The sequence below is a fragment of the Streptomyces griseofuscus genome (genome assembly GCF_014673495.1).
GTDB classification, from domain to species: Bacteria; Actinomycetota; Actinomycetes; order Streptomycetales; family Streptomycetaceae; genus Streptomyces; species Streptomyces murinus.
In genome coordinates this window covers 4,270,494-4,291,528 of record NZ_CP051006.1, presented here as the reverse complement: position 1 = coordinate 4,291,528, position 21,035 = coordinate 4,270,494, and the positions used below count along the sequence as shown (strand labels likewise).

General features: G+C 72.6%; 19 protein-coding genes and 1 pseudogene. 11 read left to right on the top strand and 9 right to left on the bottom strand.

Going from position 1 to position 21,035, the window contains the following annotated elements:
* Window positions 1-4: 4 nt before the first annotated feature.
* The 6 genes from HEP81_RS19045 to paaA all read right to left on the bottom strand — a co-directional run bounded on the left by HEP81_RS19045 (window position 5) and on the right by paaA (window position 4,909).
* Window positions 5-1,147 carry an acyl-CoA dehydrogenase family protein gene (locus HEP81_RS19045; RefSeq protein ID WP_037650788.1) on the bottom strand — a complete coding sequence of 381 codons (1,143 nt, stop codon included), beginning with the start codon at window positions 1,145-1,147 and terminating at the stop codon, window positions 5-7.
* Between the two features lie 112 nt (window positions 1,148-1,259).
* The gene (locus tag HEP81_RS19040) at window positions 1,260-2,324 is read right to left on the bottom strand and encodes a 2Fe-2S iron-sulfur cluster-binding protein (protein ID WP_037650297.1); all 1,065 of its coding nucleotides are present in this window, start codon (window positions 2,322-2,324) and stop codon (window positions 1,260-1,262) included.
* Window positions 2,324-2,869: a 1,2-phenylacetyl-CoA epoxidase subunit PaaD gene (gene paaD / locus HEP81_RS19035; RefSeq protein ID WP_037650294.1), complete on the bottom strand. Its 546-nt coding sequence runs from the start codon at window positions 2,867-2,869 to the stop codon at window positions 2,324-2,326. The genes HEP81_RS19040 and paaD overlap by 1 nt, the downstream gene beginning before the upstream one ends.
* Window positions 2,863-3,594 carry a 1,2-phenylacetyl-CoA epoxidase subunit PaaC gene (paaC, locus tag HEP81_RS19030; protein WP_078967090.1) on the bottom strand — a complete coding sequence of 244 codons (732 nt, stop codon included), beginning with the start codon at window positions 3,592-3,594 and terminating at the stop codon, window positions 2,863-2,865. The genes paaD and paaC overlap by 7 nt, the downstream gene beginning before the upstream one ends.
* Window positions 3,591-3,878: a 1,2-phenylacetyl-CoA epoxidase subunit PaaB gene (gene paaB, locus HEP81_RS19025; protein WP_014673816.1), complete on the bottom strand. Its 288-nt coding sequence runs from the start codon at window positions 3,876-3,878 to the stop codon at window positions 3,591-3,593. The genes paaC and paaB overlap by 4 nt, the downstream gene beginning before the upstream one ends.
* Window positions 3,875-4,909, bottom strand: a complete 1,035-nt coding sequence (paaA, locus tag HEP81_RS19020) for a 1,2-phenylacetyl-CoA epoxidase subunit PaaA (protein WP_037650290.1) — start codon at window positions 4,907-4,909, stop codon at window positions 3,875-3,877. The genes paaB and paaA overlap by 4 nt, the downstream gene beginning before the upstream one ends.
* Before the next feature lie 971 nt (window positions 4,910-5,880).
* On the opposite strand from paaA, the gene HEP81_RS42365 reads away from it, so the two are divergent.
* Genes HEP81_RS42365 through HEP81_RS19005 form a run of 3 tightly spaced genes read left to right on the top strand, consistent with a single transcriptional unit; the run spans window position 5,881 to window position 8,380 of the window.
* Window positions 5,881-6,435: a DUF5819 family protein gene (locus tag HEP81_RS42365; protein ID WP_338058749.1), complete on the top strand. Its 555-nt coding sequence runs from the start codon at window positions 5,881-5,883 to the stop codon at window positions 6,433-6,435.
* Window positions 6,432-7,631, top strand: coding sequence for an HTTM domain-containing protein (locus tag HEP81_RS19010; protein ID WP_037650288.1), 1,200 nt, complete (start codon window positions 6,432-6,434; stop codon window positions 7,629-7,631). Before HEP81_RS42365 ends, HEP81_RS19010 begins: the two co-directional genes overlap by 4 nt.
* On the top strand, window positions 7,628-8,380 hold the full coding sequence (locus tag HEP81_RS19005; protein ID WP_037650285.1) for a TrmH family RNA methyltransferase: 753 nt from the start codon (window positions 7,628-7,630) through the stop codon (window positions 8,378-8,380). Before HEP81_RS19010 ends, HEP81_RS19005 begins: the two co-directional genes overlap by 4 nt.
* Window positions 8,381-8,431: 51 nt before the next feature.
* Here HEP81_RS19005 and paaN read toward each other — a convergent pair whose 3' ends face one another.
* On the bottom strand, window positions 8,432-10,123 hold the full coding sequence (paaN, locus tag HEP81_RS19000; RefSeq protein ID WP_037650282.1) for a phenylacetic acid degradation protein PaaN: 1,692 nt from the start codon (window positions 10,121-10,123) through the stop codon (window positions 8,432-8,434).
* A 159-nt stretch (window positions 10,124-10,282) separates the two neighbouring features.
* Here paaN and HEP81_RS18995 point away from each other — a divergent pair, with 159 nt between their 5' ends.
* Entirely contained in the window at window positions 10,283-11,797 is a 1,515-nt protein-coding gene (locus HEP81_RS18995) for a 3-hydroxyacyl-CoA dehydrogenase (protein ID WP_037650280.1), read from the top strand.
* The gene (locus HEP81_RS18990) at window positions 11,794-12,384 is read left to right on the top strand and encodes a TetR/AcrR family transcriptional regulator (RefSeq protein ID WP_037650279.1); all 591 of its coding nucleotides are present in this window, start codon (window positions 11,794-11,796) and stop codon (window positions 12,382-12,384) included. Before HEP81_RS18995 ends, HEP81_RS18990 begins: the two co-directional genes overlap by 4 nt.
* A gap of 13 nt (window positions 12,385-12,397) precedes the next feature.
* On the opposite strand, the pseudogene HEP81_RS18985 reads toward HEP81_RS18990, so the two are convergent.
* Both HEP81_RS18985 and HEP81_RS18980 read right to left on the bottom strand, forming a co-directional pair.
* Window positions 12,398-13,227 (bottom strand): annotated as a pseudogene (locus HEP81_RS18985) (IS5 family transposase).
* Between the two features lie 44 nt (window positions 13,228-13,271).
* On the bottom strand, window positions 13,272-13,769 hold the full coding sequence (locus HEP81_RS18980) for an Lrp/AsnC family transcriptional regulator (RefSeq protein WP_372504421.1): 498 nt from the start codon (window positions 13,767-13,769) through the stop codon (window positions 13,272-13,274).
* Window positions 13,770-13,944: 175 nt separating this feature from the next.
* Between HEP81_RS18980 and pdhA the strand changes: the two genes are divergently transcribed.
* The 6 genes from pdhA (at window position 13,945) to HEP81_RS18950 (ending at window position 21,003) form a co-directional block, all read left to right on the top strand.
* Window positions 13,945-15,099 (top strand): pyruvate dehydrogenase (acetyl-transferring) E1 component subunit alpha, encoded by a 1,155-nt coding sequence (pdhA, locus tag HEP81_RS18975; protein WP_037650271.1) that lies wholly within the window; start codon window positions 13,945-13,947, stop codon window positions 15,097-15,099.
* A complete protein-coding gene (locus HEP81_RS18970; protein WP_037650268.1) occupies window positions 15,096-16,100 on the top strand; it encodes an alpha-ketoacid dehydrogenase subunit beta in 1,005 nt (334 codons plus the stop codon). The genes pdhA and HEP81_RS18970 overlap by 4 nt, the downstream gene beginning before the upstream one ends.
* Window positions 16,100-17,503 (top strand): dihydrolipoamide acetyltransferase family protein, encoded by a 1,404-nt coding sequence (locus HEP81_RS18965; protein ID WP_037650264.1) that lies wholly within the window; start codon window positions 16,100-16,102, stop codon window positions 17,501-17,503. Before HEP81_RS18970 ends, HEP81_RS18965 begins: the two co-directional genes overlap by 1 nt.
* 61 nt (window positions 17,504-17,564) lie before the next feature.
* Window positions 17,565-18,479, top strand: coding sequence for an NTP transferase domain-containing protein (locus HEP81_RS18960; RefSeq protein WP_037650261.1), 915 nt, complete (start codon window positions 17,565-17,567; stop codon window positions 18,477-18,479).
* Window positions 18,476-19,873: a molybdopterin molybdotransferase MoeA gene (locus HEP81_RS18955; protein WP_037650259.1), complete on the top strand. Its 1,398-nt coding sequence runs from the start codon at window positions 18,476-18,478 to the stop codon at window positions 19,871-19,873. The genes HEP81_RS18960 and HEP81_RS18955 overlap by 4 nt, the downstream gene beginning before the upstream one ends.
* Window positions 19,861-21,003 carry a potassium channel family protein gene (locus tag HEP81_RS18950; RefSeq protein WP_078967089.1) on the top strand — a complete coding sequence of 381 codons (1,143 nt, stop codon included), beginning with the start codon at window positions 19,861-19,863 and terminating at the stop codon, window positions 21,001-21,003. The genes HEP81_RS18955 and HEP81_RS18950 overlap by 13 nt, the downstream gene beginning before the upstream one ends.
* The last annotated feature ends 32 nt before the right edge of the window (window positions 21,004-21,035 follow it).

The window sequence follows — 21,035 nt, the reverse complement described above, 5'->3', positions numbered from 1 at the left end:
ACGGTCAGCTGAGCGGGTGCGCCGCCAGCAGGTCGCCGAGCCGCTCCTCGTACGCCGCCGCCGGGCCGAGCGCCAGTTCCAGGTGCTTGGCCCAGGCGTGGTAGCGGTGCAGTGGGTAGTCGGTGTCCGCGCCGAAGCCGCCGTGCAGATGCTGCGCCGTCTGCACCACCCGGCGGACGCCCTCCGCCGCCCAGATCTTCGCCACCGCGACATCCCCGGCGGCGGGCAGTGCGCCCGGCGCCCCGGAGGCGATCCGCCACGCGGCCTGCCACAGGGTGGCCGCCATGGCCCGCAGATCGATGTACCGGTCGGCGGCCTGCACGGCCACCGCCTGGAAGGTCGCGATCGGATGCCCGAACTGCTCGCGCCTGCCGGTGTATTCAGCGGTCATCTCCAGCACCCGCTCACCCAGCCCGAGCGCCAGCGCACAGGTGCCGGTGGCGAGCAGCGCGTGCAGCCACTCCGAGGCACCCTCGGCCTCGATGACCTCGCCCGCCTCCAGCCGCGCCCCCGCCAGCCGAAGTTCGGCCAGCCGCTCCCCGTTGGTGGACACCTGCTCGACGAGCGTCACCCCGCCCAGCCCCCGGGGCAGCAGCGCGAGCACACTTCCCCCGGCCGCCGCGCCCTCGATATGCGCCGGTACGACGACCAGATCCGCGTCGTACGCCCAGGGCACCGCCGTCTGCACCCCGTCCAGCACCCAACCCGGTCCCTCCCGCCGTGCGGTGACGGCGAGTTCGGCGGGGTCATGGCCGCTGCGACCGCTCGCGGCGACGGTCAGCACCAGCTCCCCGCGCCCCGCCCGCTCCAGCAGGCGCTCCCCCGACTCCTTGCTCCCATAGGCCCCGACGACCGCGGCCGCCGCGCTGTGCTCCAGCAGCGGCACCCGCGCGAGGACCTTCGCCGACTCCCGCAGCACCAGGCACAGGGCGATCGCGTCCAGGCCCGCGCCGCCGTACGCCTCGTCGAGCAACAGGCTCAGCAGATCCGCGCCGGCCAGCCGGGACCACAGCTCCCGGTCGAGGCCCTCGGCCACGGCGCCCGGGGTCAGCGCCGGGCTGGGCACCGCGTCCGGCGCCACACCGGCGAACACCCCCCGCGCCGCCTCGGCCGCCGCCTGCTGCTCCTCGGTGAAGGTGAAGTCCACGGCCTGTCCCTCCGACGGTGCGGTCGTCATCTGACGGGCCGTCAAGATAGAACAGGTTCTAGGAGAAGGGAACCTCGACGGCCCCCTCCGTGGAGCGTTCCATGGGGTTTCCTCAGCGGTCGAAGTCCAGCTCCACCTGTTCGGTCAGCGGATGGGACTGGCAGGCCAGTACGTACCCGGCGTCCGTCTCCTCCTCTTCCAGGGCGAAGTTGCGGTCCATGCGGACCTCGCCGGAGACCAGGAAGGCCCGGCAGGTGCCGCACACCCCGCCCTTGCAGGCGTAGGGCGCATCGGGGCGGTTGCGCAGCACGGTCTCCAGCAGGGACTCGCCCTCCTGCACCGGCCAGGTGCCGCCGCGTCCGTCGAGCCGGGCGGTGACCGTGCTGTGCGCGGCCCCCGGTGCGACGCCCGCGGCGGTCGGACCCGAGTCCACATGGAAGATCTCCTGGTGGATCCGGGCGCGGTCCACGCCCAGTTCGCGCAGCGCCCCCTCGGCGCCCTGCACCAGCCCGTAGGGCCCGCACAGGAACCAACCCGCCACTCGCTCGGCCGGCAGCAGCGCGGGCAGCAGTTCGGTGAGCCGCCGCTGGTCGAGCCGACCGGACGGCAGACCCGCCTGCTGCTCCTCCCGGGAGAGCACGGTCACCAGCTGAAGCCGCTCGGGGTAGCGGTCCTTCAGATCGGCGACCTCCTCCAGGAACATCGTGGACGCGGCCGTACGGTCACCCCGTATCAGGCAGAACCGGGCCTCCGGCTCCCGCGCCAGCAGGGTGGAGACGATGGACAGCACCGGGGTGATGCCGCTGCCGCCGACGATCGCCGCGTACAGCCCCGGTGCCGGTTCCAGGGTGAAGCGGCCGGCCGGGGTCATGACCTCCAGCTCGTCCCCGATGTTGATCTCTTTCAGCGCGTAGGTGGAGAAGGCGCCGCCCTCCACCAGCCGCACTCCTACGCGCAGGCTGCTCGGGCCCTCGCCGTCCGGGGCGGGGGCGGGGGAGCAGATCGAGTAGGTCCGCCGCACCTCGGTGCCGTCCACCCGGCGGCGCAGCGCGAGGTGTTGACCGGGCGAGTGCCGGTACTCCGCGCGCAGTTCGGCCGGGACGGTGAGGGTGAGGGCGACGGAATCGTCGGTGAGCCGGTCGACCGCGGCCACCTGGAGCGGGTGGAAGCGCGCCATCACAACTCCTTGAAGTGGTCGAACGGTTCGCGGCAGGACAGACAGCGGCGCAGCGCCTTGCACGCGGTGGAGGAGAACCTGCTGAGCAGTTCGGTGTCGGCCGAGCCGCAGTGCGGGCAGTGCACCGGCTCCGCCTCGGCGGTGTCGGCGGCCCCGGCGGCCCCGGTGCGGGTCGGGCCGAGGGTCAGCGGTATCGGACCGGAGGCCTCGCGTGTCCTCGGCGGAGCTATGCCGAACTCCCGCAGTTTGCGGCGGCCTTCGGGGGTGATGTCATCGGTCGACCAGGCGGGCGTGAGCACCGTACGCACCGAGACCTCGCGCAGGCCGTGCTCCCGCAGGACCCGTTCGATGTCGAGGGCCATCGCCTCGATGGCCGGGCAGCCGGTGTAGGTGGGGGTCAGATCGACCTCGGCTGCATCGCTGCCGTGCAGGCGCAGCGCGCGCACCACGCCCAGGTCATGGAGCGTGAGCACCGGGAGCTCGGGGTCGGGGACCGAGCCGGCCAGCTCCAGCAGCTCCGCCTCCAGGGCGGTGGCGGTCACCATGACGCACCCGGATGGCTGCGGTGCAGATGCTGCATCTCGGCGAGCATCCGGCCGAAGGACTCGGTGTGGACGCCCTGGCGCCCGGCGCCCGCCGACCAGGCCCCGGTGCGGGGCCCCTCGGGGACGGTCAGGGTGGACCGGTCGAGCACCCCTGTGGCCGACTCCAGCCAACGGGACTCCAGGCCCGCCCAGTCGACGTCCAGTCCCTCCACGGGCTGGAACATCTCCCCGGTGAACCGCCACAGCGCGTCACAGGCGCGCCGCATCCGCTCATGGCTGGTCTCGGTGCCGTCGCCGAGGCGCAGGGTCCACTGCTCGGCGTGGTCGCGGTGGTAGGCGACCTCCTTGACGGCCTTCGCGGCCAGCGGGGCGAACGGGCCGTCACCGGCGGCGAGTTCGGCGTACAGCAGGTGCTGGTAGGTGGAGAAGTACAGCTGGCGGGCGATGGTGTGGGCGAAGTCGCCGTTCGGCTGCTCGACCAGCTGGAGGTTGCGGAAGGACCGCTCCTCGCGCAGGAAGGCCAGCTCGTCCTCGTCGCCCGCCAGGGACAGCAGCACCCGGGCCTGGCCGAGCAGGTCGAGGGCGATATTGGCGAGGGCGACCTCCTCCTCCAGGACGGGGGCGTGCCCGGCCCACTCCCCCAGGCGGTGGGAGAGCACCAGGGCGTCGTCGCCGAGCGCGAGCGCGGCGGTCACCGGGACGGTGACGGGGCCGGTGGCGGTCACAGGTGCTTCACCCCTTCCGGGATCTCGTAGAAGGTCGGGTGCCGGTACGGCTTGTCGGCGGCCGGTTCGAAGAAGGGGTCCTTCTCGTCCGGCGAGGACGCGGTGATCGCGGCTGCCGGGACGACCCAGATGGAGACGCCCTCGCCGCGGCGGGTGTACAGATCGCGGGCATTGCGCAGCGCCAGCTCGGCGTCGGGCGCGTGCAGGCTGCCGGCGTGGGTGTGGGAGAGGCCGCGGCGCGAGCGCACGAAGACCTCCCACAGGGGCCAGTCGGTGGTGCTCATGCTCGCTCCGCTCCCGTCGTCCGGTGTCCGGCGGCCTCGGTGCCGCCGCTGTGCTTGGCCGCGTGGGCGGCGGCCGCTTCCCGTACCCACGCGCCCTCGTCATGGGCGCGTCTGCGCTGGGTCAGGCGTTGTTCGTTGCACGGGCCGTTGCCCTTGAGGACCTCCCAGAACTCCGTCCAGTCGATGGTGCCGAAGTCGTACTTCCCCCGCTCCTCGTTCCACTTGAGGTCCGGGTCGGGGAGGGTGAGGCCCAGGGACTCGGCCTGGGGGACGCAGATGTCGACGAAGCGCTGGCGCAGCTCGTCGTTCGAATGGCGCTTGATCTTCCAGGCCATCGACTGGGCGGAGTGCTGGGACTCGTCGTCGGGCGGGCCGAACATCATCAGCGAGGGCCACCACCAGCGGTCCACCGCGTCCTGTGCCATCGCGTGCTGCTCCGGGGTGCCCCGGCTCAGGGCCAGCAGCAGCTCGTAGCCCTGGCGCTGGTGGAAGGACTCCTCCTTGCAGACCCGCACCATGGCGCGCGCGTACGGGCCGTAGGAGCAGCGGCACAGCGGCACCTGGTTGGTGATCGCGGCGCCGTCCACCAGCCAGCCGATCGCGCCGACGTCGGCCCAGGTCAGCGTGGGGTAGTTGAAGATCGAGGAGTACTTCTGGCGGCCGCTGTGCAGCTTGTCGAGCAGTTCGTCCCGGCTGGTGCCGAGGGTTTCCGCCGCGCTGTACAGATACAGGCCGTGTCCCGCCTCGTCCTGGACCTTGGCCATCAGGATCGCCTTGCGGCGCAGGGAGGGCGCGCGGGTGATCCAGTTGGCCTCCGGCTGCATCCCGATGATCTCGGAGTGCGCGTGCTGGGCGATCTGGCGGACCAACGTCGCGCGGTAGGCGTCGGGCATCCAGTCGCGTGGTTCGATGCGCTCGTCGGCGGCCACCGCCGCGTCGAAGACGTGCTGGTATTCCGCCTCGTCCCCGGTGGTGTTCCGGGCGCCGTCCGCCTCCGGGCGGGCCGTGCCCTGCGCGGCTGCTGTGGCCATGCGATCCCCCTGACCTCGGGCTCTGCGGTGGGATTCTCCCGACCGATCGTTCGGTCCGTGCGCATCAATGGTGTGCCGGGCCGCGGGACAGTGTCAACCGCTGTGGAAAACTCCGCGCGGAACCTGTGGACAAGCGCGATCCGCGGGCTCGGGATCCGGGCGAGCGGTGTCTGTGGACGAAGCGTGCGGGGACGGCGGGGTCCGGGCCCCGGGGCTGCGCTCGGTGGCCGGGGCTGAGTACCGTTCCGTGCAGGTGCCGCGATGGGGCGCTCGCGCACCGCGCGGCGCCCGGGCCGGGCGGCCGTATCGAAGGGGCCGGCTTCTGGGGCCGGCCCGGTGGGCCGACCCACGACTGAGCCGGAATTGGGGGACGGGGCGGAATGGACGCGTACGACGAGGACCCGAGGGCCGCGCGCGGCCCGGACGGGTCGGCCGGGGCGCGTCCCCCGGAGAAAGCAGAGGCCCCGGGAGATTCGGGTGGCCCTGAGAACTCGGGGACACCTGAGAGTTCGGACACTCCTGAGAGCCCGGAGGCCCCTGAGAGCCCGGAGGCCCCTGAGAGGTCGGGGGCCCCTGGAAATTCGGGCCGTCCTGAGACTCCGAGGAATCTTGAAGACGCTCCGGGCCGCCTTCCGGAGGGCGAGCGCGCCGGCGGATCTGCCGAGCGGGAGCCGGACCGGGCGCCGCTTGACCGGACTCCGCCGGGCCGGACGCCGCTGGACGAGGAGCCGGGCGAGGAGCCGGGCGAAGGGCCGACGGATCACGAGTCGACCGGCCACGAGCCGACGGGGCAGGAGTCGACCTGCGACGAGCTGAACGGCCAGGAACCCCACGAGCCCCCGAGCCACCAGCCCCCGGCGCCGGCCCTCGACACCGCCCGCCGCGGTCTCGCCGCTCTCTCCCCCCGCTACCAGGTCGTCGCCGCGCTGGCGGTCGCCGTCATCGGTGTCGGCGTCGGGGTGCACCTGCTGATGGTGTTCCTCAGCCTCGCGCCGCAGAACACGGTGTCCAAGCAGCACGGCAAGGCCGTCGAGGCATGGGTCTTCCCGGAGTTCGAACAGAACTGGAAGCTGTTCGCTCCCAATCCGCTCCAGCAGAACATCGCCGTGCAGGTGCGCGCCGATGTGCGGATGAAGGACGGCAGCGTGCGCACCACCGGCTGGACCGACCTGTCCGCCCAGGACGGCGCCGCCATCAAGGGCAACCCGGCGCCCAGCCACACCCAGCAGAACGAGCTGCGCCGCGCCTGGGACTTCGTCACCGCGACGCACACCGCGGACAACCGCCCCGTCGGCATGCGCGGTGCGCTGGCCGAGGAGTACCTGCGCCGGATCGCGGTGATGCGCCTGTACCGCACCGATCCGACCAGCCGGATCGGCGTCATCCAGCGGGTGCAGGTCCGCTCCTGCACCCTCAATGTGCAGCCCCCCTCCTGGAGCGGTGAACAGGTGCCCGACAAGCCCGTCTACCGGATGCTGCCCTGGTGGACGGTGAGCGCCGTCGAGGCCGCCGGAGGTGTGCGGTGAACCAGCCCTCTCAGGTCCTCTCGCGCGGGCTCGCCCGTATCACCGAGGCGGCGCTCGGGCCGTACCAGAGCGCCGTGATCCGGATCGGCTTCGCCGGTACCTGGCTGTTCTTCCTGCTGCGCGAGTTCCCCCACCGCCAGGAGCTGTACGGCCCCGACGGTCCCTGGGACTGGAACATGGGCCGGCGGCTGACCCTGGACAACCACGCTTTCACGGCCCTCATGTGGTCGAGCGGGCAGCTGTGGTTCGAGTGCGTCTACGCGCTCGCGATCCTCGCCAGCGCCGCGCTGCTGCTCGGCTGGCGCACCCGTACGGCGTCCGTGCTGTTCATGGTGGGCGTCCTGTCGCTCCAGAACCGCAGCGTCTTCGTCGGCGACGGCGGCGACAACGTGCTGCACCTGATGGCCATCTACCTCGTGTTCACACGCTGCGGACAGGTGTGGTCCCTAGACGCGCGGCGCAAGGCGCGCGAACAGCGGATCTCCACCGACTGGACGGGCCTCGCCCTGTGGACGGTCCTCGGCTTCGTCCTGGTCGTGACGACCGCGGCGGGACGGCTCTTCGACAGCGCCTGGCTGATCCCCGTCCTGCTGTGGGCGGCCTGGGTGGGTCTCGCCCTGTGGTGGCTGGTCCAGCGGCTGGCGCGCTCGGCCGAGCCGCGGATCCTGCTGGACGTGATCGCCAACGTCCTGCACAACGGGGCCCTCGTGGTGATCATGGCCGAGGCGTGCCTGATCTACGCCACGGCCGGCTGGTACAAGATCCAGGGATCGCGCTGGCAGGACGGCACCGCCGTCTACTACCCGCTGCACCTGGACTACTTCTCGCCCTGGCCCGGTCTCGCCGATCTGATGTCCACCAGCGGCACCATCCTGATGGTCGTGGCGTACGGCACCGTCATCGTGCAGGTCGCCTTCCCGTTCACCCTGCTCAACCGGCGGGTGAAGAACGTGCTGCTGGTGCTGCTGATGATGGAGCACTTCGTGATCGCGATCGTGCTCGGGCTGCCGTTCTTCTCGCTGGCGATGATCACCGCGGACGCGGTCTTCCTGCCGACGTCCTTCCTGCGCCGGGTCGGCGCCTTCGCCACCCGCGCGCGGGGACGGTTCGGCAAGGGCGGCGGCGAGGACGGTACGGTGCCCGCGCCCCGCGCCCCGGAGGACAGCACGCCCGGCCGCGTAGGGTTCACGGCATGACCGACCCGTTGATCCGCTGGCGCGAGCACGCCGCCGGTGCCGTGCTGCTCGACGGCTTCCACGCCCTCAAGCACGCGCTGCGTTTCGGGGCCGAGGTGCCGGTGGCGGTCACCACCGACCGGCGGGCCGCGCTCGCCCTGGCCGAGGAACTGGCCGGGGACGTACGGGAGACCCTGGACGGCCTGCTCATCGAGGTGCCCGAGCAGACGTACGCCGCTCTCGTGGCCCGCCCGCATCCGACGGGGGTCGCCGCGCTCGCCGTACGACCCGCGCGTGCGGCCCATCTGGAGGCGCTCGCCCGGATGCCGCGCACCGCACCCGTGGTGGTCCTCGACAATCCCCGCAACCTCGGCAACGCGGGCGCGGTGATCCGGCTGGCCGCCGGTTTCGGGGCGACCGGCGTGGTCACCACCGGCACGCTCGATCCCTGGCACCCCACGGTGGTGCGCGGCGGCGCGGGCCTGCACTTCGCGACCGCCGTGGAGCGCCTCGGCGTCGACGAGCTGCCGCCCGGCCCGCTGTTCGCCCTCGATCCCGAGGGCGAGGACATCCGGGGCACCGAGCTGCCCGACGACGCCGTGCTCGCGTTCGGTTCGGAGCGCACCGGTCTCTCGGCGGAGGTACGCGCGCGCGCCGACCATCTGCTGCGGCTGCCGATGCGTCCCCAGGTCTCCAGTTACAACCTCGCCACCAGCGTGGCGATGACGCTGTACCACTGGAGCGCCACCGCGGGCGCACCCGCCGCGTAGCCTTCGCGGCCGTCGGGAGAAAAAACCCGCTTCCCCCGACGGCCCTTTCCGCTACCCCTGGTGGCGCACCTCGACCACCCGGAATCGGTTCGCCACGAAGGCGCCGTCGCACAGGGCCGCGTTCGCCGCCGGGTTGCCGCCCGAGCCGTGGAAGTCGGAGAAGGCGGCCGTCTGGTTCACGAACACCCCGCCCGTGAGATTGAAGGACAGCTGGGCGGCCTCCTCCAGGCACACCTCCTCGATGGCCCGCTCCACCTCGCTGTCCGTGGTGTACGCGCCGACCGTCATCGCGCCCTTCTCGCGGACCGTGCGCCGCAGCAGCTCCACCGCGTCGGTCACCGAGTCGAGGGCGACGGCGAAGGAGACCGGGCCGAAGCACTCGCTCATGTAGGCGGCCTCGGCGTCCGGTTTGGCGCCGTCCAGCTTGACGATCACCGGGGTGCGCACCACGGCGCCCGGGAACTCCGGGTTGCTGATCTCCCGCGAGGCGAGGGCGACCTCGCCGAGACCGGCCGCGGCCTCCAGCCGGGCCTTGACGTCGGGGTTGACGATCGCGCCCAGCAGCGCGTTGGCCCGCGCGTCGTCGCCGAGCAGACCATCGACCGCGCGGGCGAGGTCGGCGGTGACCTCGTCGAAGGTCTTCGGGCCCTGGTCGGTGAGGATGCCCTCGCGCGGGATCAGCAGGTTCTGCGGGGTGGTGCACATCTGGCCGCTGTACAGGGACAGCGAGAACGCCAGGTTGGACAGCATCCCCTTGTAGTCGTCCGTGGAGTGCACGATCACCGTGTTGACGCCGGCCTTCTCCGTGTAGACCTGCGCCTGGCGGGCGTTGGCCTCCAGCCAGTCACCGAAGGACGTCGAACCGGTGTAGTCGATGATCCGGATCTCCGGGCGGGTGGCGAGGGCCTTGGCGATGCCCTCGCCGGGGCGCTCGGCGGCCAGCGCGACCAGGTCGGCGGCGAAACCGGCCTCGGTGAGCACCTCACGGGCGATCCGCACGGTCAGCGCGAGCGGGAGCACCGCGCGCGGGTGCGGCTTGACCAGGACCGCGTTGCCGGTCGCCAGGGAGGCGAACAGGCCCGGGTAGCCGTTCCACGTCGGGAAGGTGTTGCAGCCGATGACCAGGCCGATGCCGCGCGGTACGGGCGTGAAGTTCTTGGTGAGCACCAGCGGATCGCGCTTGCCCTGCGGCTTGGACCACTCGGCGCTCTCGGGGGTGCGGACCTGCTCCGCGTACGCGTACGCCACCGCCTCCAGGCCGCGGTCCTGGGCGTGCGGGCCGCCCGCCTGGAACGCCATCAGGAAGGCCTGGCCGCTGGTGTGCATGACGGCGTGCGCGAATTCGTGCGTGCGGTCGCTGATGCGCTTGAGGATCTCCAGGCAGACCACGGCACGCACCTCGGCGCCCGCGTCCCGCCAGGCCGGCTGCCCGGCCTTCATCGCGGGCAGCAGTACGTCCAGGTCGGCGTGGGGGTAGCTCACGCCCAGCTCGATGCCGTACGGCGAGATCTCACCGCCCACCCAGTCGTCCGTGCCCGCCTGGCCGAGGTCGAGGCGGGTGCCGAGCAGGGCGTCGAAGGCGGCCTTGCCCGCGGCCGCGTCCAGGCTGCCGTGTTCGCCGTAAGCCTTGGGGTGCTCGGGGTGCGGGGACCAGTACGCGCGCGTGCGGATCGCTTCCAGGGCCTGGTCGAGAGTGGGCCGGTGCTTCGCGATCAGCTCGGGGGCGGTCAGTTCGGCGGCCATGCGGGACCAACTCCTCGTCTGGAGAACTCGTCTTCGAGTTCCGGACCTGGCGGAAAGAGCAGCGGGATGGGACGGTCAGGGCTAGAGTAACCGAACGATCGGTCGGTTCAAGGGGGTCCGCCGCATCTGTGGAAAACCCCGTGCGGGAGGATCGCGCACATGACAGCACTCGACCTCAGCAGCCCCGTGGCCGTCGTCGGCACCGGCACCATGGGCCAGGGCATCGCCCAGGTCGCACTGGTCGCCGGCCATCCCGTGCGGCTCTACGACACCGCACCCGGGCGGGCCCGGGAGGCGGCCGCGGCGATCGGCGCGCGTCTGGACCGGCTGGTGGAGAAGGGCCGGCTCGACGCCACCGCCCGGGACGCGGCCCGTGCCCGTCTCGAACCCGCGGAGGCGCTCGCGGAGCTGGCCGACTGCGGCCTCGTCGTGGAAGCCGTGGTGGAGCGGCTGGACGTCAAGCAGCGGCTCTTCGGCGAGCTGGAGGACGTCGTCGAGGAGGACTGCCTGCTCGCCACCAACACCTCCTCGCTGTCGGTGACGGCGATCGGCGGCGCCCTGCGCCATCCGGGCCGCTTCCTCGGCCTGCACTTCTTCAACCCCGCGCCGCTGCTGCCGCTGGTCGAGGTCGTCTCCGGGTTCGCCACCGACGTCACCTCGGCCACCCGCGCCTACGAGACCGCGCGCGCCTGGGGCAAGACCCCGGTGGCCTGTGCGGACACCCCCGGCTTCATCGTGAACCGGATCGCCCGGCCCTTCTACGCCGAGGCGTTCGCCGTCTATGAGGCCCAGGCCGCCGACCCGGCCACCATCGACGCGATCCTGCGCGAGTCGGGCGGCTTCCGCATGGGCGCGTTCGAACTCACCGACCTGATCGGCCAGGACGTCAACGAGGCGGTGACGCACTCGGTGTGGCAGTCCTTCTTCCAGGACGTGCGGTTCACCCCTTCGCTGGCCCAGCGCCGCCTGGTGGAGTCCGGCCGCCTGGGCCGCAAGGCCGGCCACGGCTGGTACGACCACGGGGAGGGCGCCGAGAAGCCCGAGCCGCACACCGCCGACAAGGAGCAGCCGCCCGCCTATGTCCTCGCCGAGGGCGATCTCGGCCCCGCCGCCGAACTGCTCGCGCTGATCCGCGAGGCGGGCATCCAGGTCCGCACGGAGGACGGCGACGAGGACGGCCACCTGGAGCTGCCCGGCGGCGGCCAGCTGGTCCTCGCCGACGGCCAGACCTCGGTGGAGTTCCGTGACGTCGTCTACTTCGACCTCGCCCTCGACTACCGCAAGGCCACCCGTATCGCCCTGTCCGCCTCCCAGGACACCTCGCAGACGACCCTCGCCGAGGCCGTCGGCCTGTTCCAGGCGCTCGGCAAGGACGTCAGCGTCATCGGCGACGTCCCCGGCATGATCGTGGCGCGTACGGTGGCCCGGATCATCGACCTCGCCCATGACGCGGTCGCCAAGGGCGTCGCCACCGAGGAGGACGTCGACACCGCGATGCGCCTCGGCGTCAACTACCCGCTCGGCCCCTTCGCGTGGGACCGCAGGCTGGGTGACGAGTTCGCCTACGACGTCCTGGACGCGATGCACGAACGCGACCCCTCCGGACGCTACGCGCCCTCCCTCGCGCTCTACCGCCACGCCTACGCCGACGACAAGCGGGAGGGCACCTCATGACCACGCCCCGGCGCGACACGTACACCCCCGAGACACTGCTCTCCGTCGCCGTCCAGGTCTTCAACCAGCGCGGCTACGACGGCACCTCCATGGAGCACCTGTCCAAGGCGGCAGGCATCTCCAAGTCGTCGATCTACCACCATGTCAGCGGCAAGGAGGAGCTGCTGAAGCGGGCCGTCAGCCGCGCCCTGGACGGCCTTTTCGCCATCCTGGAGGAGCCGGCGGCGCGCGAGGGGCAGGCGGTGGAGCGCCTGGAGCACGTCGTGCGCCGCATGGTCGAGGTGCTCATATCCGAGCTGCCGTATGTGACCCTGCTGCTGCGGGTGCGCGGGAACACCGCCACCGAGCGCTGGGCGCTGGAGCGGCGCCGCGACTTCGACCACCGGGTCGCCGAGCTGCTCAAGGCGGCCGCCGCCGACGGGGACGTACGCCCCGACGTGGAGGTGCGGCTGGCCACCCGGCTGGTCTTCGGCATGATCAACTCCATCGTGGAGTGGTACCGGCCGGAGGCCCGCGGCGCCTCGGGCCGCGAGGTGGCCGACGCGGTCGCCCAGCTGGTCTTCTCCGGACTGCGCCGGGCCGCCTAGGTTCTGTCAAATGTCACGCCCACATCAGGAGTGAGGCGAGGGTGACGGCTGCTTCGTAAGACTCAGTGGTCTTGTCGTACCTGGTGGCGATCCCGCGCCACTGCTTCAAACGGTTGAAGCACCGTTCCACGACGTTGCGGTGTTTGTATGCCTCGCGGTCGAAGGCCGGCGGGCGGCCTCCCCGGCTGCCCCGCCGGGCTCGGTTGCGGATCTGGTCGGCCCGTTCGGGAATCGTGTGCGGGATGCCGCGGCGGCGGAGCCAGGTGCGGATCGCCTTCGAGCTGTAGCCCTTGTCGCCCAGGACGTGATCGGGCCGGACGCGGGGCCGTCCCGGCCCGATCCGGGGCACCCTGATCGCTTCCATCACGGCGGTGAACCGGGTGCAGTCGTTGGTGTTGCCGCCCGTCACCACGAAGGCGAGGGGACGGCCCAGGCCGTCACAGGCGAGGTGAATCTTGCTGGTCAGACCGCCTCTGGACCGGCCGAGAGCTGGGTTCCGGAGCCCCCTTTTCGAGCCCCGGCCGCGTGCTGGTGGGCACGGACGACGGTCGAGTCGACCGAGACGAGCCACTCGACGTCACCAGCCGCATCGGCTTTCGCCTGGGCGGCTCGGAGCATCCGGTCGAACGTTCCGTCAACCGCCCACCTGTGGAAACGGGTATGGAGCGTGGCCCACGGCCCGTAACGCTCGGGCACATCCCGCCAGGCGACACCGGTGCGGAACTTCCACACGATCCCGTTCAGGACCCTGCGGTCGTCCAGCCGCTTCCGCCCCCGCAACGACTCGGGCAGCAACGGCCGGACGAACTCCCACTCGGCATCAGACAGTTCATGACGACGTATCACGCCACCATGATCCACCAGGCAAGATCATTTGAAGACACTGCCTAGGCGTCCGGTTCCAGGTCCTCCTCCTCGAACACCAGCAGCGTGCGGGTGCTCAGCACCTCCGGGATCGCCTGGAGGCGGGTGAGCACCAGCTCGCGCAGTGCCCGGTTGTCGGGCGTGTGCACCAGCAGCAGGACGTCGAAGTCACCGCCCACCAGCGCGATGTGCGAGGCCCCGGGCAGCTGGCGCAGCTGCTCGCGGACCGTGCGCCAGGTGTTCTGGACGATTTTCAGCGTGATGTACGCCGAGGTGCTGTGCCCGGCCCGTTCATGGTCCACGCGGGCGCCGAAGCCCCGGATCACCCCGTCCTCGACCAGCCGGTTGATACGCGCGTAGGCGTTGGCCCGCGAGACATGGACGCGTTCGGCGACCGACCGTATCGAGGCGCGGCCGTCCGCCTGGAGGATGCGCAGGATGTCCTGATCGATGGCGTCCAGCGGTCGCGCCGGCGGCGGCAGCGCGTCCTGCGCTGTCTCGGCCATTTGTTCAGGTGCCATGTCCCCCCGCTTCATCGCCGTGGACGTCCTGCGTTCATTGCAGGCTGTGGAGAACCGTTTGTCCACAGCCTGGAGGTGCCTGTAGCCAAAATGTGCCGACGACCGAACAATCGGTAGGTGAGACGGGTCACAGCCGACACGTCTCCCGTAGCCGCTCCCACGAGGAGGTGCCGTCATGACGGTTCTGGAGCAGCGGGGCGCGTACCGGCCATCGCCGCCGCCCGCCTGGCAGCCCCGTATGGACCCCGCGCCGCTGCTGCCCGACGCCGAGCCGTATCGCGTCCTCGGCACCGAGGCGGTCGCCAAGGCCGATCCCGATCTGCTCCGCAGGCTCCATGCCCAGCTGGTGCGCGGCCGCCGCTACAACACGCAGGCCACCGCGCTCACCAAGCAGGGCCGCCTCGCCGTCTACCCCTCCAGCACCGGCCAGGAGGCCTGCGAGGTCGCCGCCGCCCTGGCCCTCGAAGAGCGCGACTGGCTCTTCCCCAGCTACCGCGACACCCTGGCCGTCGTCGCCCGCGGAGTGGACCCGGTCGAGGCCCTCACCCTGCTGCGCGGCGACTGGCACACCGGCTACGACCCGTACGCGCACCGGGTCGCCCCCCTCTCCACCCCGCTGGCCACCCAGCTGCCGCACGCCGTGGGCCTTGCCCACGCCGCCCGTCTCAAGGGCGACGACGTGGTCGCGCTCGCCATGATCGGCGACGGCGGCACCAGCGAGGGGGACTTCCACGAGGCGCTGAACTTCGCCGCGGTCTGGCAGGCGCCCGTCGTCTTCCTGGTGCAGAACAACGGCTTCGCCATCTCCGTCCCGCTCGCCAAGCAGACCGCCGCGCCCTCCCTGGCCCACAAGGCCGTCGGCTACGGCATGCCGGGCCGGCTGGTCGACGGCAATGACGCGGCCGCGATGCACGAGGTGCTCTCCGACGCCGTACGGCACGCCCGCGCGGGCGGCGGACCGACACTGATCGAGGCGGTCACCTACCGCATCGACGCCCACACCAACGCCGACGACGCCACCCGCTACCGGGGCGACGCCGAGGTCGAGGCCTGGCGCGCACACGACCCGGTGCGCCTGCTGGAGACGGAGCTGACCGAGCGCGGCCTGATCGACGCGGCCGGCCTGGAGGCCGTACGGGAGGACGCCGAGGCGATGGCCGCCGACCTGCGCGCACGCATGAACCAGGACCCCGAGCTCGACCCGATGGAACTCTTCGACCACGTCTACGCCGAGACCACCGCCCAACTGCGCGAACAGCGGAACCTGTTGCGGGCCGAGCTGGCGGCCGAGCAGGACGGCTCCGACCCGCAGGAAGGCGACCGCCGATGACCACCGTGGCCGTCAAGCCCGCCACCATGGCCCAGGCCCTCACCCGCGCGATGCGCGACGCGATGGCCGCCGACCCCACCGTGCATGTGCTCGGCGAGGACGTCGGCACCCTCGGCGGTGTCTTCCGCGTCACCGACGGGCTCGCCAAGGAGTTCGGCGAGGACCGCTGCACCGACACCCCGCTCGCGGAGGCCGGCATCCTCGGCGCCGCCGTCGGCATGGCCATGTACGGCCTGCGCCCGGTGGTGGAGATGCAGTTCGACGCCTTCGCCTACCCAGCGTTCGAGCAACTGGTCAGCCATGTCTCCCGGATGCGCAACCGCACCCGCGGCCGGATGCCCCTGCCGATCACCGTTCGCATCCCCTACGGGGGCGGCATCGGCGGCGTCGAGCACCACAGCGACTCCTCCGAGGCGTACTACATGGCCACCCCCGGCCTGCATGTGGTCACGCCCGCGACCGTCGCCGACGCCTATGGTCTGCTGCGCCGGGCCATCGCCTCCGACGACCCGGTCGTCTTCCTGGAGCCCAAGCGGCTCTACTGGTCCAAGGACACCTGGAACCCCGAGGAGCCGACCGAGGTCGAGCCGATCGGGCGAGCGGTGGTCCGGCGCACCGGCCGCAGCGCCACGCTGATCACCTACGGCCCCTCCGTGCCCGTCTGCCTGGAGGCCGCCGAGGCCGCGCGGGCCGAGGGCTGGGACCTGGAGGTGGTCGACCTGCGCTCCCTGGTGCCGTTCGACGACGAGACGGTCTGCGCCTCCGTGCGGCGCACCGGACGCGCGGTCGTGGTGCACGAGTCCACCGGGTTCGGCGGTCCTGGCGGCGAGATCGCGGCCCGGGTCACCGAGCGCTGCTTCCACCACCTGGAGGCCCCCGTCCTGCGCGTGGCCGGGTTCGACCTCCCCTACCCGCCGCCCATGCTGGAGCGGCACCATCTGCCCGGCGTGGACCGCGTCCTGGACGCGGTGGCCCGGCTCCAGTGGGAGGCCGAGGGCTGATGGCACAGGTGCTGGAGTTCAAGCTGCCCGACCTCGGCGAGGGACTGACCGAGGCTGAGATCGTGCGCTGGCTGGTCCAGGTCGGTGACGTGGTCGCCGTCGACCAGCCGGTGGTCGAGGTCGAGACGGCCAAGGCCTCGGTCGAGGTCCCCTGCCCCTACGGCGGCGTGGTCACCGCCCGCTACGGCGAGGAGGGCGCCGAACTCCCGGTCGGCGCCCCGCTCCTGACGGTCGCGGTCGGCGAGCCGGACGGGAAGTCCACGGCCGGTTCGGGCAATGTCCTGGTCGGTTACGGCACGTCCGAGGCGCCGGGCCGGCGCCGCCGGGTGCGCCCGGTGGCCCTGACCGGTGGTGGCGCGGGCGGAAACGGTGCCACCGGCGCGCATGCCGCGGTGAACGGCACCAAAGCCGCGAGTCCCGGGCTGAACGGCACCGCCGCCGCGCCGGTTTCGAGCCTGCCCGCCACCGCCCCGCCGTCCGACGGCCCGGTGCCCGTGATCTCCCCGCTGGTGCGCAGGCTCGCCCGCGAGGGCGGACTGGATCTGCGGCGACTGGCGGGCTCCGGCCCGGACGGGCTGATCCTGCGCGCCGACGTGGAGCGCGCCCTGCGGACCGGAGCGGGACAGGGCGATGGTCGTACGACCGAGGCGCCCGTCGCGGCCGCTCCCGTCGCGGCCTTGCCCGTCCAAGCCGTGGCGTCGGCCTCGGTCCCCGGCGAGGTGCGTGTTCCGCTCAAGGGCATCCGCGGTGCCGTCGCCGACAAGCTGTCCCGCAGCCGCCGGGAGATCCCGGACGCCACCTGCTGGGTGGACGCCGACGCGACGGAACTGATGCGCGCCCGGACCGCGATGAACGCGGCGGGAGGCACGAAGATCTCCCTCGTCGCGCTGCTCGCCCGCATCTGCGCCGCGGCCCTCGCGCGGTTCCCGGAGCTGAACTCCTCGGTCGACACCGAGGCCCGCGAGATCGTCCAGCACCCGTATGTGCACCTCGGGTTCGCGGCACAGACCGAGCGCGGCCTGGTCGTGCCGGTCGTCCGGGACGCCCACACCCGCGACGCGGAGTCGCTGACCGGCGAGTTCGCCCGGCTCACCGAGGCGGCCCGCGCCGGGACCCTGACCCCGGGCGAACTCACCGGCGGCACCTTCACGTTGAACAACTACGGGGTCTTCGGCGTCGACGGCTCCACACCGATCGTCAACCACCCCGAGGCGGCCATGCTCGGCGTCGGCCGGATCGTCCCCAAGCCGTGGGTGCACGAGGGCGAGCTGGCCGTGCGCCAGGTCGTCCAGCTCTCGCTCACCTTCGACCACCGGGTCTGCGACGGCGGCACGGCGGGCGGCTTCCTGAGGTATGTGGCGGACTGCGTGGAACAGCCGGCGGTGCTGCTGCGCACCCTGTGACCCGCCGGGCCACCGTCGTACCTCGGTTCCCTGTGATCGGCCCGGCCCGCATACTCGGGGAGTGACCGACAACGCCACCGCCGGGCCGGCGGCCACCGCGGCACCCCTGCCGTACGACGCCGTCGTGCTGGCCGGAGGTGCCGCGCGGCGGCTCGGCGGGGCCGACAAGCCCGGGGTCCGGATCGGCGGCCGGGCGCTGCTGGACCGGGTGCTCACGGCCTGCGCGGACGCCCGTACGACCGTCGTCGTGGCCGCGCCCCGGAGCACCGCCCGCCCGGTGCGCTGGGCCCGCGAGGAGCCGCCCGGCGCGGGACCGGTCGCCGCGCTGGCGGCCGGGCTGCGGCACACCACGGCCGCACACACCGTCGTCCTCTCCGCCGACCTGCCCTTCCTCCGGGCGGACACGCTGCGGCGGCTGCTGACCGCCCTGGGCGAGAGCGGCGCCGACGGCGCGCTGCTCACCGACGCCGAAGGCCGCGACCAGCCCCTGGTCGCCGCGTACCGCACCGCCGCGCTGCGCCGTGAACTCGACGCCCTCGCCGCCGCGCACGACGGCCTCACCGGGCTGCCGCTGCGCCGGCTCACCGGCGCCCTCCGCCTCACCCGTGTCCCGGACCCGCACGCGTCCTTCGACTGCGACACCTGGGACGACATCGTCAACGCCAGGGCACGCATCAGGGAGCATGGGCACGTGTTGGATGAATGGATCTCCGCAGTCAAGGACGAGCTGGGCATCGACCTGGACGTCGACACGAACGTCCTGCTCGACCTGGCCCGGGACGCCGCGCACGGTGTCGCCCGGCCCGCCGCCCCGCTGACCACCTTCCTCGTCGGCTACGCCGCGGCCCGGGGCGAGGGCGGCCCCGAGGCCGTCGCCGAGGCCGCCCGCAAGGCCGCCGCGCTGGCCCTGCGCTGGGAGGAAGAGGCGGCGGAGGCCGGGGAAAGCGGGGGGCCGAGCGCCCCGGACGCCGGATGACCGCGCCCCGACTCCGCGACGGGGCACCCGTGGAGGACAGCGACGACCTCGATGTCGAGGAGGCCCTGGCCCTCGTGAGGGAAGCCAAGGACGACGGCACCGGCCCGGCCCGGGACCCGCGCCCCGCCGAGCCGCACCGCCATGCCCCGGCGGAACGGCATCGCGCCACCGCCTGGCCCCAGGCCCGCGAGATCGCCGCCCGAGCCGCCCGGGCCACCCGCGCGACCAGGCCCGCCACCACGTCATCGACCCCCCGCCGCACCCCCGTCCCGGTCCCCCTCGGCGACGCCCTCGGCCTCGTCCTCGCCGCGCCCCTCGACGCGCTCAGCGACCTGCCCTCCTTCGACACCTCCGCGATGGACGGCTGGGCGGTCGCCGGACCCGGTCCCTGGACGGTGCGCGAGGAGGGGGTGCTCGCCGGGCACGCCCAGCCCGCGCCGCTCACCGACGGTGAGGCGGTCCGTATCGCGACCGGCGCCCGCGTCCCCGCCGACACCACCGCCGTCCTGCGCACCGAGCACGGCCGCACCGACACCCAGGGCCGGCTGCACGCCACCCGGGACATGGTCCACGGCCAGGACATCCGCCCGCGCGGCCAGGAGTGCCGCAGCGGCGACCAGTTGCTGCCCGTCGGCACCCAGATCACCCCGGCCGTCCTCGGCCTGGCCGCGGCCGCGGGATACGACACCGTCACCGTCGTCCCCCGGCCCCGCGCCGAAGTCCTCGTCCTCGGGGACGAGTTGCTGACCGAGGGGCTGCCGCGCGAGGGACTGATCCGGGACGCGCTCGGCCCCATGCTGCCGCCCTGGCTGCGGGCGCTCGGCGCCGAGGTCGTCGCGGTGCGCCGGATCCGCGACGATGCCAAGGCCCTGCACAAGGCGATCACCGCCTCGACGGCCGACCTGGTCGTCACCACCGGGGGCACCGCGGCCGGACCCCACGACCACGTCCACCCCACCCTGGAACGCCTCGGTGCCGAACTCCTCGTCGACGGCGTGAAGGTGCGCCCCGGCCACCCCATGCTGCTGGCCCGCACCAGGGACGACCAGCACCTCGTCGGCCTGCCCGGCAACCCCCTCGCGGCCGTCTCCGGCCTCATCACGCTCGCCGAACCGCTGCTGCGCACCCTCGCCGCCCGCCCCGCCCCCGAGCCGTACACGCTGCCGCTGACGGAACCGGTGCACGGGCATCCGTACGACACCCGGCTCGTCCCCGTGGTGCTGCGCGGCGACCGCGCCGTACCGCTGCACTACAACGGCCCGGCCATGCTGCGCGGCATCGCCGCAGCCGACGCGCTGGCCGTCGTACCTCCGGGCGGGGTCCGGCAGGGCGCGGAGACGGAGCTGCTGGACCTGCCCTGGACGACCGCGGGGATCGGGGTATGTTTCACGTGAAACGTGCGGACGGCGGCACCCTCAACACCCCTGATGCCAACGGGATCCCGCAGGACGACACCCTCACGGCGGACGAACGCCCGGCCGTCAACCGGGTGAAGCTGCCGGTGAAGGTGGTGGAACGGCCGCTCCGCCAGGTCGCCAAACGGCTGCTCATGGCACTGCTGGTGCTGGTCCTCACCGCGCTGGTCGTCTACGCCGACCGCGCGGGCTACCGCGACAGCGCCGATGACTCCGTGGACCTGCTCGACTCGTTCTACTACGCCACCGTCACCCTCTCCACCACGGGATACGGCGACATCACCCCGGTCAGCGACAGCGCCCGGCTGACCAACATCTTCGTCATCACGCCCCTGCGCGTGCTGTTCCTGATCATCCTGGTCGGCACCACGCTGGAGGTCCTCACCGAGCGCACCCGGGAGGAATGGCGCCTGAAACGCTGGAGGTCCGCCTTGCGCGAGCACACCGTCGTCGTCGGCTTCGGCACGAAGGGGCGCTCGGCCGTGCAGACCGTCTGCGCGACCGGGCTGAAGAAGGAGCAGGTGGTCGTGGTCGACCCCAGTGCCAAGGTGATCGACGCGGCGACCGCCGACGGCTACGCCGGGGTCATGGGCGACGCCACCCGCAGCGATGTGCTCAGGCGGGCAGAGGTGCACAAGGCCCGGCAGATCATCGTGGCCCCGCAGCGCGACGACACCGCCGTACTGGTCACCTTGACCGCCCGTCAGCTCAACCGCAGCGCGAAGATCGTGGCCGCGGTGCGCGAGGAGGAGAACGCCCCGCTGCTGCGGCAGTCGGGCGCCGACGCGGTCATCACCAGCGCCAGCGCGGCCGGCCGGCTGCTCGGCCTGTCCGTCCTCAGCCCCGCCGCCGGCATGGTCATAGAGGACCTCATCCAGCAGGGCAGTGGGCTGGACCTCGTGGAGCGGCCGGTGGTGCGCGCCGAGGCGGGCAAGGGGCCGCGGGAGATCGACGACCTGGTGGTGAGCGTCGTACGCGGGCATCGGGTGCTCGGTTACGACGACCGGTCCATCGGCACCCTCCAGTTGACGGACCGGCTGATCACCATCGTGCGCGCCAGCCCCGGCACCCAGATCACGCCGTATCCGCGCCCCCTGCCCAGGGACTGAGCCGAGGCGTCGAGTGCCGCGGCCGCCCGGCA

Bases quoted from the DNA above. Each gene is read 5' to 3' on its own strand.
- HEP81_RS19040 (WP_037650297.1), bottom strand. From the start codon at position 2,324: ATGGCGCGCTTCCACCCGCTCCAGGTGGCCGCGGTCGACCGGCTCACC.
- paaD (WP_037650294.1), bottom strand. From the start codon at position 2,869: ATGGTGACCGCCACCGCCCTGGAGGCGGAGCTGCTGGAGCTGGCCGGC.
- paaB (WP_014673816.1), bottom strand. From the start codon at position 3,878: ATGAGCACCACCGACTGGCCCCTGTGGGAGGTCTTCGTGCGCTCGCGC.
- paaA (WP_037650290.1), bottom strand. From the start codon at position 4,909: ATGGCCACAGCAGCCGCGCAGGGCACGGCCCGCCCGGAGGCGGACGGC.
- HEP81_RS42365 (WP_338058749.1), top strand. From the start codon at position 5,881: ATGGTGTTCCTCAGCCTCGCGCCGCAGAACACGGTGTCCAAGCAGCAC.
- HEP81_RS19005 (WP_037650285.1), top strand. From the start codon at position 7,628: ATGACCGACCCGTTGATCCGCTGGCGCGAGCACGCCGCCGGTGCCGTG.
- paaN (WP_037650282.1), bottom strand. From the start codon at position 10,123: ATGGCCGCCGAACTGACCGCCCCCGAGCTGATCGCGAAGCACCGGCCC.
- HEP81_RS18995 (WP_037650280.1), top strand. From the start codon at position 10,283: ATGACAGCACTCGACCTCAGCAGCCCCGTGGCCGTCGTCGGCACCGGC.
- HEP81_RS18990 (WP_037650279.1), top strand. From the start codon at position 11,794: ATGACCACGCCCCGGCGCGACACGTACACCCCCGAGACACTGCTCTCC.
- HEP81_RS18980 (WP_372504421.1), bottom strand. From the start codon at position 13,769: ATGGCACCTGAACAAATGGCCGAGACAGCGCAGGACGCGCTGCCGCCG.
- pdhA (WP_037650271.1), top strand. From the start codon at position 13,945: ATGACGGTTCTGGAGCAGCGGGGCGCGTACCGGCCATCGCCGCCGCCC.
- HEP81_RS18970 (WP_037650268.1), top strand. From the start codon at position 15,096: ATGACCACCGTGGCCGTCAAGCCCGCCACCATGGCCCAGGCCCTCACC.
- HEP81_RS18965 (WP_037650264.1), top strand. From the start codon at position 16,100: ATGGCACAGGTGCTGGAGTTCAAGCTGCCCGACCTCGGCGAGGGACTG.
- HEP81_RS18955 (WP_037650259.1), top strand. From the start codon at position 18,476: ATGACCGCGCCCCGACTCCGCGACGGGGCACCCGTGGAGGACAGCGAC.
- HEP81_RS18950 (WP_078967089.1), top strand. From the start codon at position 19,861: ATGTTTCACGTGAAACGTGCGGACGGCGGCACCCTCAACACCCCTGAT.